12 protein-coding genes are annotated in these 18,768 nt (G+C 58.3%); 7 read left to right on the plus strand and 5 right to left on the minus strand.

Features of this window, described 5'->3' with window-relative positions:
- The first annotated feature begins 144 nt into the window (after positions 1-144).
- The 6 genes from ACQE3E_RS01595 to ACQE3E_RS01620 all read left to right on the plus strand — a co-directional run bounded on the left by ACQE3E_RS01595 (position 145) and on the right by ACQE3E_RS01620 (position 14,713).
- Positions 145-3,006, plus strand: a complete 2,862-nt coding sequence (locus ACQE3E_RS01595) for a carboxypeptidase regulatory-like domain-containing protein (protein ID WP_427501177.1) — start codon at positions 145-147, stop codon at positions 3,004-3,006.
- Between the two features lie 21 nt (positions 3,007-3,027).
- Positions 3,028-3,327, plus strand: coding sequence for a hypothetical protein (locus ACQE3E_RS01600; protein WP_071159947.1), 300 nt, complete (start codon positions 3,028-3,030; stop codon positions 3,325-3,327).
- A gap of 13 nt (positions 3,328-3,340) precedes the next feature.
- Positions 3,341-3,637, plus strand: a complete 297-nt coding sequence (locus tag ACQE3E_RS01605) for a hypothetical protein (protein WP_139306314.1) — start codon at positions 3,341-3,343, stop codon at positions 3,635-3,637.
- Positions 3,637-4,398: a DsbA family protein gene (locus ACQE3E_RS01610; RefSeq protein WP_313729263.1), complete on the plus strand. Its 762-nt coding sequence runs from the start codon at positions 3,637-3,639 to the stop codon at positions 4,396-4,398. The genes ACQE3E_RS01605 and ACQE3E_RS01610 overlap by 1 nt, the downstream gene beginning before the upstream one ends.
- 36 nt (positions 4,399-4,434) lie before the next feature.
- Positions 4,435-14,199: an Ig-like domain-containing protein gene (locus ACQE3E_RS01615; protein ID WP_427501178.1), complete on the plus strand. Its 9,765-nt coding sequence runs from the start codon at positions 4,435-4,437 to the stop codon at positions 14,197-14,199.
- A 316-nt stretch (positions 14,200-14,515) separates the two neighbouring features.
- The gene (locus tag ACQE3E_RS01620; protein WP_313729261.1) at positions 14,516-14,713 is read left to right on the plus strand and encodes a hypothetical protein; all 198 of its coding nucleotides are present in this window, start codon (positions 14,516-14,518) and stop codon (positions 14,711-14,713) included.
- A gap of 140 nt (positions 14,714-14,853) precedes the next feature.
- Here ACQE3E_RS01620 and ACQE3E_RS01625 read toward each other — a convergent pair whose 3' ends face one another.
- The 5 genes from ACQE3E_RS01625 to ACQE3E_RS01645 are packed head-to-tail and all read right to left on the minus strand — an operon-like array spanning position 14,854 to position 18,236.
- Entirely contained in the window at positions 14,854-15,303 is a 450-nt protein-coding gene (locus tag ACQE3E_RS01625; protein ID WP_313729260.1) for a lysozyme inhibitor LprI family protein, read from the minus strand.
- Positions 15,304-15,307: 4 nt separating this feature from the next.
- Complete coding sequence (locus ACQE3E_RS01630) at positions 15,308-15,889, minus strand: lysozyme (protein WP_313729259.1); 582 nt, start codon at positions 15,887-15,889, stop codon at positions 15,308-15,310.
- A gap of 22 nt (positions 15,890-15,911) precedes the next feature.
- A complete protein-coding gene (gene tnpC, locus ACQE3E_RS01635) occupies positions 15,912-17,471 on the minus strand; it encodes an IS66 family transposase (protein WP_313728405.1) in 1,560 nt (519 codons plus the stop codon).
- A 31-nt stretch (positions 17,472-17,502) separates the two neighbouring features.
- Positions 17,503-17,853 (minus strand): IS66 family insertion sequence element accessory protein TnpB, encoded by a 351-nt coding sequence (gene tnpB / locus ACQE3E_RS01640; protein ID WP_313727828.1) that lies wholly within the window; start codon positions 17,851-17,853, stop codon positions 17,503-17,505.
- Positions 17,829-18,236 (minus strand): transposase, encoded by a 408-nt coding sequence (locus ACQE3E_RS01645; RefSeq protein ID WP_231883784.1) that lies wholly within the window; start codon positions 18,234-18,236, stop codon positions 17,829-17,831. Before ACQE3E_RS01645 ends, tnpB begins: the two co-directional genes overlap by 25 nt.
- Before the next feature lie 16 nt (positions 18,237-18,252).
- Here ACQE3E_RS01645 and tnpA point away from each other — a divergent pair, with 16 nt between their 5' ends.
- On the plus strand, positions 18,253-18,744 hold the full coding sequence (gene tnpA, locus ACQE3E_RS01650; RefSeq protein WP_427501633.1) for an IS200/IS605 family transposase: 492 nt from the start codon (positions 18,253-18,255) through the stop codon (positions 18,742-18,744).
- The last annotated feature ends 24 nt before the right edge of the window (positions 18,745-18,768 follow it).

An 18,768-nucleotide genomic window follows, 5' to 3' on the forward strand; every position in this document is an offset into this window, starting at 1 on the left:
AGTTATTTAGGCAGGTTGCGAGGAATGACAAGTGATTAGAATTTTTCGGGGGTACTGATGTCGGTTTTTTGGCACGTATTGAGTAATACGATATCGAGAAAGTTAGTTGGCCAAGTTCGCGGTTCCGTATTGGTTAACTTTATAATGGTTCTGTCGGTAGTCTTAATTAGCTGGATCACCCCCCCGGCGGAAGCGGCGGCGAACTGGGAACCTGTCTCGACCAGCCAAGTGACGGTGAAGGTAGCCAACCCGGTGCGCAACCGACGTGCGGCGGACGCGACGGTGGCGGTGACGCTGAACAACGTCAGCGGCCAAAGCCTGAAAGGCCCGTTCCGGCTGGTCATCGTCGGCCTGAGCCCGGCGGCGAAAGTGGCTATCGGCAACGCCAGCGGCACCACCGCGGCCGGCGAAGCCTACTACGACCTGACCGGCTATCTCGGCAACGACTTCACGCCCGGCGGCGGCGGTCTGGTCTCGGTCATCGTCACCGGCGGCGGCCCCAATACCTTCAGCTTCACGACCCGGCTGGAACGCCAGGTGCAAAGCCCAGCCCTGGCCGTCAAAATCACCAGCCCGGCCACGCTCTTGACCGTCGGCCACACCCCGCAAACCGTCAAAGGCACCGTCAACGACCCCAGCGCCCAAGTCACCCTGAACGGCGCGCCGGTCACCCACGGCAACGGCAGCTTTCAAGCCGACGTCGCACTGGAAGAAGGCCACAACACCATCACCGCCCGAGCGGTCAACGCCCAGGGCGAAGACGTCAGCGACACCATCTCGCTATCGCTGGACATGACCCCGCCCTACCTGACCGTCGAATCGCCGAAAAATGGCGACACCGTGCGCACCGACCACATCGCCGTGTCCGGCCTGATCAACGACATCGTACGCGGCACCGTCGCCGCCGGCCAAGCCAACGTCAAAGTCAACGGCATCGCCGCCACGATCGCCAACCGCAGCTACCTGGCCCAAAACATCCCGCTCGCCGTCGGCACCAACACCCTCAAAATCGACGCCGCCGACAACGTCGGCAACACCAGCAGCCTCAGCCTGCAAGTCAGCTACCAACCGCTGGCGCCGCAACACATCGAACTGCTCGGCGGCCAAAACCAAAGCGGCAAGATCAACAGCGTGCTGGCCCAAACCCTCAAAGTCAAACTGCTGGACGGCGCCAACCAAGCGGTCGCGGGCAAACCCGTGATCTTCCGCGTCACCGAAGGCGACGGCATCGTCGGCGCCGGCAACAGCGACCAAGGCCAAGGCGTCCTGGTTCAAACCGACGCCCAAGGCATCGCCGCCACCGCCTTCAAACTCGGTAGCCGAGCCGGCAGCGGCAACCAACGGGTCCGCGCCACCTCGGTCGGCTTCGACGGCGAAGCCCTGTTTTATGCCAGCGCCTCAGTCGGGGCCGGCGGCAAAGTCACCGTCAACAGCGGCAACAACCAACGCGGCGCGGTCAGCCAAGCGCTGCCGCTACCCTTCGTCGTCGCCGTGGTCGACGACGGCGCCAACGTCGTGCCCGGCGCCCAAATAGAATTCAAAGTCACCCAAGGCAGCGGCCGCTTCCAAAACGGCCAAACCACGCTGACCGCCACCACCGACAGCGACGGGCGGGCCACCGCCGAATTCACGCTGGGCAGCGAAGACGGCCTCGACGTCCACCGCGTCACCGCCACCCTGGTTGGCACCAGCCTCTACGCCGGCTTCACCGCCTCCGCGCTAAAAACCGGCAACGCCGGCCAAACCAGCATCAGCGGCGTCGTGCTCGACAACCAAGAACACCCGTTGCCGAACGTCACCGTCCGAGTCGACGGCACCACCCGCGAAGCACAAACCGACGCCCAAGGCCAATTCAAAATCAGCGAAGTCCCGGTCGGCGCGGTACGCCTGGTCGCCGACGGCAGCACCACCAGCGCCGAAGGCGAATGGCCCACGCTCGCCTTCAACCTCGTCACGATCGCCGGTGCCGACAACCCGCTGTCCGCGCCGATCTACCTGGTCAAACTCGACACCGTCAACGCCAAAACCGTCGGCGACCAAGACGTCACGCTGACCCTGCCCGACGTACCCGGCTTCGCGTTGGAAATCAAACGCGGCTCGGTCACCTTCCCGGACGGCAAGAAGACCGGGAAGCTCTCGGTCACGCCGGTCAACGCCAGCAAAATCCCGATGGCGCCGCCGAACGGCATGCAGCCGCAGTTTATTGTCACCATCCAACCGGTCGGGGCCAAATTCGACCCGCCGGCCCGGCTGACCCTGCCCAACGTCGACGGCCACAAACCCGGCGCGCAAGTGGAAATGTACTCCTACGACCACGACCTGGAAGAATTCGTAGCGATCGGCCTCGGCACGGTCAGCACCGACGGCAGCATCATTAAATCCAATGACGGCGTGGGAGTAATTAAGGCAGGGTGGCATTGCGGCAGTCAGCCGGGAGGGAGCGGCTGCGCATATAGCGCGGAATGCCAGACTTGTAGCGGAAACTGCCAGCTAAGCAATAAGCCGGATGGACCAATCGCTGGAGAGCCATGTGCCAGTTGTAGCAACGGCAGTAAGGTTCCTCCTCCCACGGATGGCGAATGTTGCACTCAGCCGGATATACAAAATGACTCTGATTATCAGGCGGGAACATTACTTGGCACGGTGACCTGTTGTCGAGGTGCGCCAATTTTATGTATGTATCCCGGTAATTTTCCTAGTAGAGGGAACGTTCTCGGTGACGCAATCGCTCAGCAATGCGTTGCTGTCCACGAAGGAAAGCATAAAGATCACGTTAATTGTGTTGGGGGGGACTGTAAAACTTGGCCTGGTTTCAAACCGGAAGTAAGCCAGGCTCAGGGCGAATGCGAAGCGAGTAAGGCTGAAAAGCAGTGCTTAGACAACGCTCGGTCTTCATGTAATTTGAGTCCCGATCCGGATGCCTGTAGAGCGGTAGTAGATCATTGGATTCAAGAAGCTATTTCATATGGCAATGGCTTCTTTACTCCGCCCGCCACCTGTTTCTAATGACTTTGTGAGGAACGCATAATGTTTTTTCAGAAAATAATAAATTTGGCGATTCTAGTTTTAATGGTGGATCTGGCTTGCGCGGAGCCAAACTGTACTGCTCTAGAATTATCAAAGGAACAGGTGGTGGATATTGTCAATGCCGAGAGACGGAGTAGAGGCGATTTGCCGAAAGCCTTTTCGGAAAGTCAATATACGTTGAACAGACATGGTTGTTATTATATTTTAATTGAGTCGGCGGTCCCCTTGCGTCCGGGTAAAAACATTGTTTTTAAACTGAATCAGAATGGTGTTATTGTTGATGCCATGCGCGGTCGATGACCTTGGAGATGCGATGAATAAAATTTTTCTGGTCTTGTTTGTTTTATTTTCGAATTCGGTTTTGGCGCAGGAATTAAGTTGCCCAGGTAGAGGACTTTCGGAATCTGAAATTATAGATATTGTAGAAAAGCAACGTGCGTTGAGGCCGGAGCTCCCTAAAAAATATGGCGTTTATGAAACCAGCGTCACGAGATTAAGGTGTCTATACGTGATGTACGAAAGACAGGTCCCGGTTGAGAATGGGATATACCAGACTTTTACTGTCGATCCATTTGGGGAGTTGATGGAGTATTACGTGAACAGGAAATAATGACTATTTTAAGTAGATACACCGTGGTGAATAAGTTAAGTGTGCTTGTGATTCTTTTGCTTGGATTAACAGAACTCGTTTGGGCAAAGGATGACTGGGTCGCCGACGAAATCTTTATGCAAATTTCGGAAATGCGCAAAGAAATTAGTGGGCTAAAGGAAAAAGTCGCTAATTTAGAGAAAAAATTAGCGGATGCCAAACCTAAAGTGGCACCTGTTTCCTTGTCCGATACCGAGGCAATGGCGTTGGGAAAGAGCGATGCACCCATAGCAATATTGGAGTTTTCGGATTACGAATGCCCATTTTGCGGAAAGCATTACAAAAACGTTTTCCCCAAACTGCGCGAAAGTTATATCGATAAAGGCAAGGTTAAATACGTTATGAAGGATTTCCCGCTGGATTTTCACGCGCATGCCAAAAAGGCCTCGCTGGCCGCGCGTTGCGCGGGCGAGCAGAAGCAATACTGGGCGATGCACGATGCAATTTTCGAGGCCCGCGGCCAGGCTAGCGACGAATTAATTGCCGGCGTTGCGCAACAACACAAATTGGATGAATCCGCATTGAAGAAGTGTCTTGATGACCCGGCGCAATTAACAAAGGTACAGAACGACATCGCGCTTGGCAGTCGTTTGGGCGTTAACGGTACGCCTGCGTTCTTAATTGGGCGGATCAAGGATAAACAGTTAGTCGATTACCGGCGCTTCGACGGCATGCAGTCGTTCGAAACCTTCGTCGCCGCGATCGACAGTTTAAAAAAGTAATATTCGAAGCGTCTGCGGTATCGGGAGATAAAGACGATGAACACTCAGGTCATGAAAGCTTTTTATGTGTTGGTCTTGTTGTTGGGGCTTGCTGGAAGCGGGCAATCGGCGGCCAACGTGCTGGATGAGAACTGCGTCGTCAATATTCTCAACCGAACCGTACAGGTCGGCAAGGATGGTGCTTGGTCGATGCCTAACGTGCCCTCGCAAATGGGCCGGGTCAGAGCCAGGGCGACTTGCACCAAGCTGGGCGACACCTTCTCCGGAGAAAGCGATTACTTCAATATTGTCCAAAACGGCATCGTTAACGTGCCGGACATCACGTTTGAGAATATTGAACCCATCCCTGTTAGCCTGAAGGTCAGCGAACCCACAGTCGAAACTCTCTCCAGCCAAGGCGCAACCGCGCAGTTAAAGGTTGAAGCAACCTACCGCGACGGTACCGTCAAAAACGTCACCGCCTCCTCGAACGGTACAAACTATAGTTCCAGCAACCCGGCTATTGTGTCGGTCAACGCCGAAGGCTTGGTTACCGCGGTCTCCAGCGGTAGCGTATTGATCACTGCCCGCAAGGATGAAGTCGTCGCCTTCAAACGCATCAGCGTGTCGACGACCGGAGATGCCGATAACGACGGTCTGCCGGACGATTTCGAGCTGGCCAACGGTTTGAACCCGAACGATCCTCTCGACGCGCAAGAAGACCCCGATAACGACGGTTTGACGACCAAACGCGAGTACCAGTTGGGTACTAATTTCCGTTTGGCGGATACCGACGGCGACGGCTTAAGCGACGGCATTGAAGTCGCCGGCTCCAACGGCTACACCACCGATCCGCTGAAAGCCGACAGCGACGGCGACGGCGTCAACGACAACGATGAAATCCTCGCTGGTTACAACCCGACCGACGGTACTGACGGCGGCGGTCGCAGTTTTGTCGAGCTGATCGTCGCGCCAGCTAATCCGACGATGACGTTCAATACGGTTTATAACGAGGCCAATTTACAGGTGAAAGTGTCCGGCAAGCGCGGAAACGGCACGCTTGAGGACATTACCGCTAAATCCACCGGCACTAGTTACAGCTCCAGCAACTTGAGCGTTGTTAGCTTCGGTGCCAAGGACGGTTTATTGTTTGCAGGCCAGGCCGGAACCGCGAATTTAACGGTTCGTAACGGCGGATTGGAAAAAACCGTCACAGTCACCGTCGGTTCGTTCAGCCCGACCGCGCTATCGTCGATTTCAATCCCCGGTTATGCCAACAATGTCGATGTGGCCGGCGATTTCGCTTACGTCGCCGCCGGTAGCAAGGGCTTACAAATCGTTAACGTGGCCAACCATGCCAGCCCGACGATAGTTGGCGGTTTGGATACTGCGGGTACCGCGATCGACGTCAGGGTGGTTGGTAACGTGGTTTATCTTGCCGACGGCGAAGATGGTTTGCAGATTATTGACGTCAGCGATCCGGCCAATCCTCTTCTACTCGCCTCTTACGAAACGGCGGGCGTCGCGCAAGACGTCAAAATCGACAACCAATTCGCCTACGTTGCCGACGGTAACGGTGGCCTGGAAATCGTGGATGTCCATAAACCCGCACAACCGATCGCGGCTGGCTCTCTCGGTGGACTCGGCGAAGCTAAAGGTGTGGATGCGCAAGGTAATATCGTGGCCGTGGTCGCTGGAACTTCGCTGCATATCATTGATGTAACCGACAAAGCCAATCCTGTTAAAAAAGGCAGCCTTAGTATCGGTCCGGTAAAAGACGTTGCCGTCAAGGACGGTTACGCGTATGTCTCGGCCTATACCTCCGGCTTCAAGGCAGTCAATATAGGCGATCCAACAAATCCTATCATCGTGGCTTCCGATGCGGCGTTTTATCCGTACGACGTTGAATTGACCGATAGCTTTGCGTTTTTCGCCGAAGTCTTGTTTGTCAATTCAGTCCCGTACGTCAATATCGAAGACCCGGAATCCGCGGTGTTTCAAGGCACTGTCGACTTTAGAAATTTCAACGACTACAACGGCACCGGCGTCGCGCTGGATTCCAACTACGTTTACTTGACCGCATCCAGTTCAATCTCCGATTTCGAAGCGAACGGTACCTCGACGTTATTGATCGGACAATACCGTTTGACCGAAGACAAAGGTGGCGTCGCGCCGACGATAGAAATCAGCGAGCCGCCGCAAGATACCATTGTTGTCGAGGGTAAAAAAGTTACCGTGACGGCGACCGCCGATGACGATATTGGAGTGAAGTCGGTATCGTTCATTGTAGATGGTCAGACGGTCTACACCGATACCTCTCGGCCTTATCAGTACCCGGTAACCGTGCCGTTCGGCACCGTCGGCAACACGATAACCGTGGTCGCCAAAGCAACCGATTTCGGCGGAAACCAACAAACCTCAACCAGTTTGACGCTGACCGTGCAAGCGGATACCGACCGGGATGGCTTGAGCGACGAACAAGAAGCTGTATACGGTTCGAACGTTAACGACACCGATTCCGACGACGATGGTCTTTCCGACGGCGACGAAGTCGACATGCACACCAACCCGATCGATACCGATTCCGACGACGACGGCGTTCCCGACGGGACCGAGGTGCAAAACGGTACCGATCCTTTGAATCCCGACGTAACGCCGCCGACGGTGTCCGGAACGTCGCCGGCCGACGCATCGATCGACATTCCGGAGAACAATCCGATCATTGTCAGCTTCGGCGAGCCTTTGTCCGCCAAATCGATTAATGCCGATTCTATTACCATTTTTCAAGGTTTGTTGGAAGGGGGCGCCAAGATTGCCGGGAAGGTGCGATTGTCGAGCGACGGCTTGCAACTGATTTTTACGCCCTCCGATTTATTGGCGGACTATACCGAATATAAGGTTGTAGTCGCTGGAGTGCGCGATCGCGCGGGAAATCCGATCGCGACTCCCTATTCGTTCCATTACAAAACCGGAAACACTGTCGATACGACGCCGCCCACGGTAGCGGCTATCGACCCAGCCGCCAACAGTACCGGCGTAGCAGTCAATGTTGTAGTCGGTATCCGCTTTAGCGAACCGGTGCATGGAGATACCGTTAACGATCAAAGCGTTCAACTCTACGATCAAGTCACGGGGCAACAAATTCTCGGCGTCGTAACGCTAAACGGCGACGGGCAAAGCGCGACCTTCGTTCCGAACGTCGCGTTGGCGGTTGGGCGGCAACACCGGATAGCCGTCACTAACGCCATCAAGGACTTGTTCGGAAACCCACTGGGCTACGTCAATTACTACTTCACGACCTCGTTTGACCGAGACGCGAATGGGCCACGCATCCTTGGATTCAGCGTCGGCGCAGCTCAACTCGACGTCCCGACGAACGCAGTGCTGCAAGTGCAATTCGACGAACCGGTGAGCGGTTTGAGCTTGGGCGGAGTGGAACTGCGCAAGGGCGGCGACGCGATCGCGACGACCCGCGAGCTGAGCGGCGACCGGAAAACCCTGACGCTGAAGTTGCAACAACCGCTGCTGGCGAACACCGGCTACAGCCTGCACGTCGAAGGCGTGGAAGACCTGAGCGGCAACGTACTGGGCACGGCACAGGACAGAAGCTTCACGACCGGCGCGGGTGCCGACCTGCTCTCGACCAGTGTGGTGCAATACAGCCCGGCCAACAACACCAGCGGCATCGGCCTGAACAGCCCGGTGGTGATCACCTTTGCCGAACGGCTCAACCCGCTGGCATTGAACAGCGACACGATCGCGCTGTACGACGCGGTGACCGGGCAACGGCCGAGCGCGAGCTACGCGCTGAGCGCCGACGGCAAAACCGTCACGCTGACGCCGAACGCCGCGTTGACCGCCAACCGGCAGTATTATATTTACATCAGTAACTGGGCACCGCTACCGGACCAAGCCGGCAATCGGATCAACTACGCCAACTGGTACTTCCGGACCGGAAGCGCCAGCGACCAGGAAGTACCGCTGGTCAGCGGTCAAAACATCGTTGACGGCGCCAGCGGCATCGCGGTCAACGCCAAACTGCGCTTCGTGCTGGACGAACCGATCAGCGCCTTCAGCGTCGCCGGCAGCGTCCGGCTCAGCGTCGGCGGCGTCGACGTGGCCGGCACCGCCAGCCTGGGTAGCGACAACCGGACCATCACCTTCACCCCGAGCAGCACGCTGGCGATCAACAGCGACTACACCGTCGTGCTGGATGGCCTGTACGACTATATCGGCAACCGGCTGAGCACCGTAACCAGCCACTTCACGACCGGCGCCAGCGCCAGCGCCGACACCACCGGCGCGACGGTAACGATCAGCCCGGCCAACGCCGCCACCGGCGTTAGCGCCAGCGCGCCGATCACCTTCAGCTTCAGCGAAGCGATCGACCCGACCACCCTGGACAGCGGCATCGCCATCAGCGCCAGCGGCTATAGCGGCCAACTGGCCGGCAGCTTCGCGCAAAGCGGCAACGTCGTCACCTTCAGCCCATTGACCCCGCTGCCCGGCAACACCCAGATCAACATCACCGTCAACGGCGTCCTCGATCTGGCCGGCAACAGCAACAGCTACCGCTACCAATACTTCACCACCGGCACCGGCGGCGACAATACCGCGCCGCAACTGCTATCCATCACCCCGAACGACGGCGCGATGGACGTTTACGGCAACAACCCGATCGTCCTGACCTTCTCCGAATCGCTCAACCAAAGCACGGTCAGCAACAACGTCGGCTTGTTCGTCAACGGTGACGTCGTCAGACCGTCGATCAGCTACTCGGCCGACAGCCGCACCGTCACCCTCAACTACAACCTGCCGGCCTCGGCCCTGGTGACCGTCCTGCTGACCGACGACATCAAAGACCTCAGCGGCAACCGGCTAGCCGACACCGTCAAAGTCTTCACGACCGCGGCGGCCAACGACACCGGCCGGCCTAGCATCGCCACCGCCTTACCCGGCAACGGCGCCTACAACGTGCTGTCCAAAAACAAAATCGTGCTGTACAGCAACGAAGCGCTCAAAGCCAGCAGCCTGGCCGGCGCGCTGCACGTCTCGCAAAATGGCGTCCTGATCACCGGCAACCTGCAACTGATCGGCGACGGCCGCACCTTGGTCTACACCCCGGCGCAGCCCTGGGCGAAAGACGCGCGGATCGAAGTATTCTTGGACAGCACCGCCCAAGACCTGAGCGGCAATGCCCTGAACAGCTTCTACACCTCGTTCCGGACCGAAGAAGACCCGGCGACGAAAACCCCGTACGTCCTGGCGTTGAACACCGACGACGGCATCACGCTGCCGCTGAACCCGGCGATCGAGCTGCAATTCAACGAAGCGCTAGACCCGGCCACGGTCGACAACAGCCGCTTCGTCCTGCGCAACTACTACTACGGCGCCGAAATACCGACCACGGTCAGCCTGCTGAAAGGTAACCGCGTCGTCAGGCTCGTGCCCAACGCCGCGTTGCAAGCCAACCAAGGCTATCAAATCGGCATCCGCGCCGGGGTCAAAGACGCCAGCGGCGCCGAATCGACCTACAACAGCGACTACCTCTGGTACTTCGCGACGGCAGTCGGCGCCACGGCGGACAGCATCGCGCCGAAAGTCACGGCGCTCAGTCCGATCGACGGCGCCGGCCAAGTCGGCATCAACAACCGCGTCTCGATCCGCTTCGACGAAGCGGTCAGCCCGCTGAGCTTCCTCGGCGACGACGGCGACCAGCCGCTGGCGCAAGTGCCGAACTACGATGCGCGTAGCTACTCGCTCAGCTTCAGCGACGGCAACCGGCAAGTCAGCTACCTGCCGCACGAACCGTGGCCGGTGGACAGCGACGTCACGCTAACGGTGGATCAACCCCAAGACTACGCCGGCAACGCCGTGGTCAGCCGGAGCAGCCAATTCAGCACCGGCAACGGTCCGGATACCGCCTCGCCCAGCGTCGTGGAATGGAGCATGGCCGCGAGCGCGACCAACGTCCCGGTCAACGCCGTCTTCAAAGCACGGATGAGCGAAGCGATCGACCCGGTCACGGTCAACGACGGCGGTTTGTACCTGTACGACACCGTCACCGGCCAGCACGTCCCGGCGAGCCTCGACCTGAGCACCGACGGCCGCACGCTCACCCTCGTGCCGACGCAAGCCTTGGCGGTAGGGCGCAACTACTACTTCTACGTCTACTCCGTTCAAGACATGAACGGCAACAACGCCTATCAGAGCCGCTACTTCACGGCGGCACTGACGGCGGACAACCTGGCGCCCAACGTCGTCGGCTACAGCATCGTCGCCGACCAACTCGACGTCCCGACGAACGCAGTGCTGCAAGTGCAATTCGACGAACCGGTGAGCGGTTTGAGCTTGGGCGGAGTGGAACTGCGCAAGGGCGGCGACGCGATCGCGACGACCCGCGAGCTGAGCGGCGACCGGAAAACCCTGACGCTGAAGTTGCAACAACCGCTGCTGGCGAACACCGGCTACAGCCTGCACGTCGAAGGCGTGGAAGACCTGAGCGGCAACGTACTGGGCACGGCACAGGACAGAAGCTTCACGACCGGCGCGGGTGCCGACCTGCTCTCGACCAGTGTGGTGCAATACAGCCCGGCCAACAACACCAGCGGCATCGGCCTGAACAGCCCGGTGGTGATCACCTTTGCCGAACGGCTCAACCCGCTGGCATTGAACAGCGACACGATCGCGCTGTACGACGCGGTGACCGGGCAACGGCCGAGCGCGAGCTACGCGCTGAGCGCCGACGGCAAAACCGTCACGCTGACGCCGAACGCCGCGTTGACCGCCAACCGGCAGTATTATATTTACATCAGTAACTGGGCACCGCTACCGGACCAAGCCGGCAATCGGATCAACTACGCCAACTGGTACTTCCGGACCGGAAGCGCCAGCGACCAGGAAGTACCGCTGGTCAGCGGTCAAAACATCGTTGACGGCGCCAGCGGCATCGCGGTCAACGCCAAACTGCGCTTCGTGCTGGACGAACCGATCAGCGCCTTCAGCGTCGCCGGCAGCGTCCGGCTCAGCGTCGGCGGCGTCGACGTGGCCGGCACCGCCAGCCTGGGTAGCGACAACCGGACCATCACCTTCACCCCGAGCAGCACGCTGGCGATCAACAGCGACTACACCGTCGTGCTGGATGGCCTGTACGACTATATCGGCAACCGGCTGAGCACCGTAACCAGCCACTTCACGACCGGCGCCAGCGCCAGCGCCGACACCACCGGCGCGACGGTAACGATCAGCCCGGCCAACGCCGCCACCGGCGTTAGCGCCAGCGCGCCGATCACCTTCAGCTTCAGCGAAGCGATCGACCCGACCACCCTGGACAGCGGCATCGCCATCAGCGCCAGCGGCTATAGCGGCCAACTGGCCGGCAGCTTCGCGCAAAGCGGCAACGTCGTCACCTTCAGCCCATTGACCCCGCTGCCCGGCAACACCCAGATCAACATCACCGTCAACGGCGTCCTCGATCTGGCCGGCAACAGCAACAGCTACCGCTACCAATACTTCACCACCGGCACCGGCGGCGACAATACCGCGCCGCAACTGCTATCCATCACCCCGAACGACGGCGCGATGGACGTTTACGGCAACAACCCGATCGTCCTGACCTTCTCCGAATCGCTCAACCAAAGCACGGTCAGCAACAACGTCGGCTTGTTCGTCAACGGTGACGTCGTCAGACCGTCGATCAGCTACTCGGCCGACAGCCGCACCGTCACCCTCAACTACAACCTGCCGGCCTCGGCCCTGGTGACCGTCCTGCTGACCGACGACATCAAAGACCTCAGCGGCAACCGGCTAGCCGACACCGTCAAAGTCTTCACGACCGCGGCGGCCAACGACACCGGCCGGCCTAGCATCGCCACCGCCTTACCCGGCAACGGCGCCTACAACGTGCTGTCCAAAAACAAAATCGTGCTGTACAGCAACGAAGCGCTCAAAGCCAGCAGCCTGGCCGGCGCGCTGCACGTCTCGCAAAATGGCGTCCTGATCACCGGCAACCTGCAACTGATCGGCGACGGCCGCACCTTGGTCTACACCCCGGCGCAGCCCTGGGCGAAAGACGCGCGGATCGAAGTATTCTTGGACAGCACCGCCCAAGACCTGAGCGGCAATGCCCTGAACAGCTTCTACACCTCGTTCCGGACCGAAGAAGACCCGGCGACGAAAACCCCGTACGTCCTGGCGTTGAACACCGACGACGGCATCACGCTGCCGCTGAACCCGGCGATCGAGCTGCAATTCAACGAAGCGCTAGACCCGGCCACGGTCGACAACAGCCGCTTCGTCCTGCGCAACTACTACTACGGCGCCGAAATACCGACCACGGTCAGCCTGCTGAAAGGTAACCGCGTCGTCAGGCTCGTGCCCAACGCCGCGTTGCAAGCCAACCAAGGCTATCAAATCGGCATCCGCGCCGGGGTCAAAGACGCCAGCGGCGCCGAATCGACCTACAACAGCGACTACCTCTGGTACTTCGCGACGGCAGTCGGCGCCACGGCGGACAGCATCGCGCCGAAAGTCACGGCGCTCAGTCCGATCGACGGCGCCGGCCAAGTCGGCATCAACAACCGCGTCTCGATCCGCTTCGACGAAGCGGTCAGCCCGCTGAGCTTCCTCGGCGACGACGGCGACCAGCCGCTGGCGCAAGTGCCGAACTACGATGCGCGTAGCTACTCGCTCAGCTTCAGCGACGGCAACCGGCAAGTCAGCTACCTGCCGCACGAACCGTGGCCGGTGGACAGCGACGTCACGCTAACGGTGGATCAACCCCAAGACTACGCCGGCAACGCCGTGGTCAGCCGGAGCAGCCAATTCAGCACCGGCAACGGTCCGGATACCGCCTCGCCCAGCGTCGTGGAATGGAGCATGGCCGCGAGCGCGACCAACGTCCCGGTCAACGCCGTCTTCAAAGCACGGATGAGCGAAGCGATCGACCCGGTCACGGTCAACGACGGCGGTTTGTACCTGTACGACACCGTCACCGGCCAGCACGTCCCGGCGAGCCTCGACCTGAGCACCGACGGCCGCACGCTCACCCTCGTGCCGACGCAAGCCTTGGCGGTAGGGCGCAACTACTACTTCTACGTCTACTCCGTTCAAGACATGAACGGCAACAACGCCTATCAGAGCCGCTACTTCACGGCGGCACTGACGGCGGACAACCTGGCGCCCAACGTCGTCGGCTACAGCATCGTCGCCGACCAACTCGACGTCCCGACGAACGCAGTGCTGCAAGTGCAATTCGACGAACCGGTGAGCGGTTTGAGCTTGGGCGGAGTGGAACTGCGCAAGGGCGGCGACGCGATCGCGACGACCCGCGAGCTGAGCGGCGACCGGAAAACCCTGACGCTGAAGTTGCAACAACCGCTGCTGGCGAACACCGGCTACAGCCTGCACGTCGAAGGCGTGGAAGACCTGAGCGGCAACGTACTGGGCACGGCACAGGACAGAAGCTTCACGACCGGCGCGGGTGCCGACCTGCTCTCGACCAGTGTGGTGCAATACAGCCCGGCCAACAACACCAGCGGCATCGGCCTGAACAGCCCGGTGGTGATCACCTTTGCCGAACGGCTCAACCCGCTGGCATTGAACAGCGACACGATCGCGCTGTACGACGCGGTGACCGGGCAACGGCCGAGCGCGAGCTACGCGCTGAGCGCCGACGGCAAAACCGTCACGCTGACGCCGAACGCCGCGTTGACCGCCAACCGGCAGTATTATATTTACATCAGTAACTGGGCACCGCTACCGGACCAAGCCGGCAACCGGATCAACTACGCCAACTGGTACTTCCGGACCGGGACGGAATAGCAGAAGAGGGCAAATCGATGATGAAGTTTCCCAGGCGGGTTACCGAGCCATATGGCGTTTGGTCACCGCGCTTTAATACGCAAGCTATCGACCGGGTTGAATGACGATGAGGCTCCGGTTTAGTGTGGCTGCTTTGGCTATGTTACTAAGTGCTTGTTCGTCCGACGACAGTTCGTCGAACAAACAATCCGTACAACAGACGAGTGCAAGGCCGCCGACTTCCGGGGCGGGGGGCGGCGTGCCGCCGGTTGGGCAGAGCGTCGTACCCGGGATTTCGGATGAGCCGGTAAAACCTAACCGTAGCGAATTGCGGGTGATGACTGAAGACGCCAAGGCTACCGAAAACGCCGTCAAGAATGTTATTGAGCGCTTCGACGCTAATTTAAGCGATCATCAGGCTCGAGAATCCGCGCAAAACGAATTTAAAGCGATGCTGCCCGACTATAAGGAAAAGATGTTGCAAATCGGTAAGGCCAAAATGAAGGGCGAGTCACATCCAGTTGAAACGCCGTGAACACCCTATTTCGGAATGTCGTTAAAAATCCGCGGGGATTGATACATCGGAGTGATGATCTGTGATGGTTGCCGTTCTCGCGGCGCGTCGGCGTTCCTGCTCGGAATTCCGTAGTCGGCGCGGAGTATGCTGAGTAAGGTCTAATAATTTTTTAGGTATTGCAATAATTCCAATACGCGGCTTTTGATCAGAGCGGTTCGGTAGCCGTGACGGGAAATCGCTGAAGAAGAGCCGAATTGCTCGATGGTCCAATTTCCGTTAATAAAATCCAGTTCAGCATCGCGAAATTGTAGCCATAAGCGTTGCGAACGCAACAAGGTTTGTTTGCTCGGTTCGGGCAGATTTTTCTGCAGAGATGAATACGCGCGGTTAAGCGCCTTATCCAAAAACTCTGCGTAGTCGCGGTAAGCCTGATCGGTTTGTTCCGCGGTTTGCGCGTGTTGGTAAATTGCCTGTTCGAACGCATCGGCGCGAGATAGGAATTCCGCTGTAAGATCCGGGGTGTCGGGGTTGTCGATCGCGTGCGCGAAATTAAAACTTAAGCTCAACACAACCGCGATCAACGCGGAACGGCGACGGAATCCGATCATTTGCTCACCATTTTTTGTAAACGCCTTGTGAAAAAACCACCCATTCGCATGCGAGGCGATTCTCCAAGCCTTTCAATACCTTGCCTTGCGACTTATTCCAAGCCTTCCAGGCGGCTTCCAGATTGGGGTAATTGGTTTTCGCGGTGGGGTCGTTGATCATCTTAACCACTGAGGAACCGGCAAAGCCGTTGGCACCGGCGCCGATGTTGAAAGCCAGCATCACTAAGGCATCAAACTGGTGCTGTTCCAAGGAACTCGTAATCCCGCTACGAACCGCCGTGACAAACGGCGTGAGGTCCAGACCGAACAATGTTCTCGCGGTAAACTCGGTGATGCCGTTTTTGTACAAATTCCATTCGGCGGCTTTGATCAAATGCCCGTAACCGACGGTTGCTCCCGCGACCCATGCGTTAACCAAAAATGAGAAATCCCCCGGCTTAGCCGGGGAGACAGCAGGAGTTTGACATTTAGAGGAGTCCATCAGGAAACTCGAGAGCGTGAGCCGCCAAGCAAACGCAAGAGGAGAACCTGATGGACGAGAACGGTAAGCGATCTTTGAAGGACGCACTAGAACTGAAACGGACAATGACTTAACCGTTGGCGTACGATTAGTCCGTTAGGGCGTCGAGATTCCAAGGCAACAGCGCTTCGAACTCTTCGACAGTTTTTGCGGTGGGAAGCTTTCGGAACAGATCGACCAGATAGGTGTAAGGGTCGACGCTATTGGCCTTACAGGTTTCGATCAACGAGTAAAGATTAGCGCTGGCACGGGCGCCGGCCACCGTATCGCAAAACAACCAATTGCGGCGGCCCACCACGAAGGGGCGTATGGCGTTTTCGCAGAGGTTGTTGTCGATGGGCCAAGCGCCGTTGTCGACGAAGCGGATCAGTTTGGACCACTGCGATGACAAGTAATGCAAAGCCTTGCCCAGCAAACTACCGGGGATTACCGCATGCAGATGTTGTAGCAGCAGGGCTTCGATTTTGACCAAAACCGGTCGGCTTTGCTCCTGGCGCCGCTGCCCACGCTGTTCGACGCTCAGGTCTTCCGTCTGAGTTTCAATCGCGTACAGTTCACCCATCGCCGCGATAAACTGCGTCGCCAGTTGCTCCGGGCCGCGCGCGGCTTTAGGAATGGCGGCTTCGGCCTCGACAAAATAACGCCGCGCATGCGCCCAACAGCCGAGGTGAATCGCACCCCGGCTGGCTGCAATGGCGTTATACACCTCATAGCCGTCGCTCATCAGTACCGCGCCGGGTTTGATGCCTTCATACAACGGCTGCGCATGCGTTCCGCCGCGCCCCGGCGTGTAGCTGAACAGCCGAATCGGCGGTCCGGAGCCGGTCATTTGTGCCCACAGATAGCTTTTGCTTTGCGCGGCTCGGCCGGATTCTTTGAGCACTTGAACCACGGTTTCGTCGCCCAGGATCAGATCGGCATCGAGCAGATGGTCGCGCAGCAAGTTGATGATGGGTTGCACTGCGTCGCCAACCCGCACCATGCTAGCCGCCAGCGTGTTGCGCGACAGATCGCCGCCGAAACGGCTCAACAGCGCGGCTTGCCGATACAGCGGCAGGCTATCCTGGTATTTGGCGGTGACGACCCAGGCTAATGCCGTTTCGGTGAGTAAGCCTTTGGGGATGATGCGAACCGGTGCCGGCGTCACGCGAATGCTTTCATCGCAGCACGGGCAGGCATATTTGACGCGGTGATGTTGAATGACTCGCACCTGTTGCGGCACGATGTCGAGCTGCTCGCTGATTTCAGCGCCGATTTCCACCAGACGAGTACCGTCATGCGCACAGATGCGTTCGGCTTCCGCTAATTCATGGCGCACGATCTCACGCGGCAGATGCGGATCGAGCGGTTTGCGACCGCGTTTCTTACGGCGGTGACCGGCCACCTCGACCGCTTCGGGCGTGGCTTCCTCGGCGATTGGAGCACCGTTCGGCGCCAACACTTCGGCTTCGTTCAGGAACAGGTCGCGCTGGGCCGGATTGGCCCGCGCCTCGGATTTTGCGGCATACAGCCTATGCAGAAAGGCATCCACACGTTCTTTCAATAAATCCCGCTCGACCGTCACCAACCGCAGTTGACTCGCCAGCCGTTGCTGCTCGGCCAGCAAGGCTTGGTAGTCTTCGGTGGACAGCGTGATGGTGGGCGTCATGCCGTTATTTTACCGGCTTTACATCCGCGTTTCAGCCTACTTGGGTATAGGTTCGTGCCGGATGCGGCCGCATCGCGGCCAAGTCAATACCGGCTAACAACCAGTGGAGTTGCTCGACCGTCAACATCACAACTGCTGCCTCTTTCGGCCAGTGAAAACGGTCGGCTTCCAGCCGCTTGAGCATCAACCAAAAACCGGTGCGGTCCCACAACAGCAGTTTGATCCGATCCCGCCGGCGGTTGCTGAACACGTAGATGGCCGGCTCGAACGGATTCAAGCCTAATGCCTGCTCAACCAGCAGCGCTAAACCATTGATGGCCTTGCGGCCGTCGACCGGCTCGCGGTGCAGGTAGACCTTCAATCCTGCGTCGAAACGAAACATGGCAGCTCGGCCAACGCCTTCAAAATCACCGGCAGGTCGCTCAGTGCGACAGGCTGTAACGCGAGTTTAACGCCGTTGGGCAACTCCGCACTGAGCGCTGACTCAGCCGGTTTCTCTGCGCTCAGCGACTGAACGGGCACAAAAGCCGGCAACGTTAATGGACTGTTCGGATTCGGATGTCCTGTTTCTCGGTAATGCCCCATCCACTTGCGCAGCAGATTGGCATTGATACCGTATTGCAGAGCGATCTTGGCAACCGATGTGCCCGAATGCAAGCAAACTTTCACTAGCTCCCGCTTGGCTTCCGGATCATAAAGGCAACGGCCGTCTCGCCCGTGCCCCACGATTAATGGCCGCGATAATCGCGTGTTATGCTCCTTCATAGGTGTCCACCTGATTATAAGTGGACACTATCTTCGTTCCTTTCGAGCTGTTTATACAGATGCTGTTAAAGGACCGCTTACCGAGAACGAAAGCTTAAGCCACTCGAAATGGGAGTGCAAATATCACGTTGTGTTTATTCCCAAGTGCCGTCGCCGAACGCTGTATAGGGCGTTGCGCAAGCATTTGGGCGAGGTGTTTCGAAGGTTAGCGAGCCAGAAAGAAAGCCGAATATTGGAAGGGCATTTGATGCCGGATCATGTGCATATGTTGATATCGATTCCACCGAAATATGCGGTGTCGCAGGTGATTGGCTACATCAAAGGGAAGAGTGCGATTCACTTGGCCCGTGTTTATGGTGAAAAGAAGCGTAACTTTGTCGGTCAACATTTCTGGGCGCGAGGGTATTTTGTTTCGACGGTGGGCCGGGACGAAAGGATGATACGGGAGTATATCCGTCATCAAGAACAGGAAGACCAACGAATCGAACAAATGAACCTTTGGCAATGAGTCGCCGCCTATTGGCGGCTAAAG

This window comes from Methylomonas sp. MED-D (assembly GCF_050276835.1).
GTDB classification, from domain to species: domain Bacteria; phylum Pseudomonadota; class Gammaproteobacteria; order Methylococcales; family Methylomonadaceae; genus Methylomonas; species Methylomonas koyamae_A.

Bases quoted from the DNA above. Each gene is read 5' to 3' on its own strand.
- tnpC (WP_313728405.1), bottom strand. From the start codon at position 17,471: ATGACGCCCACCATCACGCTGTCCACCGAAGACTACCAAGCCTTGCTG.
- ACQE3E_RS01595 (WP_427501177.1), top strand. From the start codon at position 145: ATGGTTCTGTCGGTAGTCTTAATTAGCTGGATCACCCCCCCGGCGGAA.
- ACQE3E_RS01605 (WP_139306314.1), top strand. From the start codon at position 3,341: ATGAATAAAATTTTTCTGGTCTTGTTTGTTTTATTTTCGAATTCGGTT.
- ACQE3E_RS01620 (WP_313729261.1), top strand. From the start codon at position 14,516: ATGACTGAAGACGCCAAGGCTACCGAAAACGCCGTCAAGAATGTTATT.
- tnpB (WP_313727828.1), bottom strand. From the start codon at position 17,853: ATGTTTCGTTTCGACGCAGGATTGAAGGTCTACCTGCACCGCGAGCCG.
- ACQE3E_RS01645 (WP_231883784.1), bottom strand. From the start codon at position 18,236: ATGAAGGAGCATAACACGCGATTATCGCGGCCATTAATCGTGGGGCAC.
- ACQE3E_RS01600 (WP_071159947.1), top strand. From the start codon at position 3,028: ATGTTTTTTCAGAAAATAATAAATTTGGCGATTCTAGTTTTAATGGTG.
- ACQE3E_RS01625 (WP_313729260.1), bottom strand. From the start codon at position 15,303: ATGATCGGATTCCGTCGCCGTTCCGCGTTGATCGCGGTTGTGTTGAGC.
- ACQE3E_RS01610 (WP_313729263.1), top strand. From the start codon at position 3,637: ATGACTATTTTAAGTAGATACACCGTGGTGAATAAGTTAAGTGTGCTT.
- ACQE3E_RS01615 (WP_427501178.1), top strand. From the start codon at position 4,435: ATGAACACTCAGGTCATGAAAGCTTTTTATGTGTTGGTCTTGTTGTTG.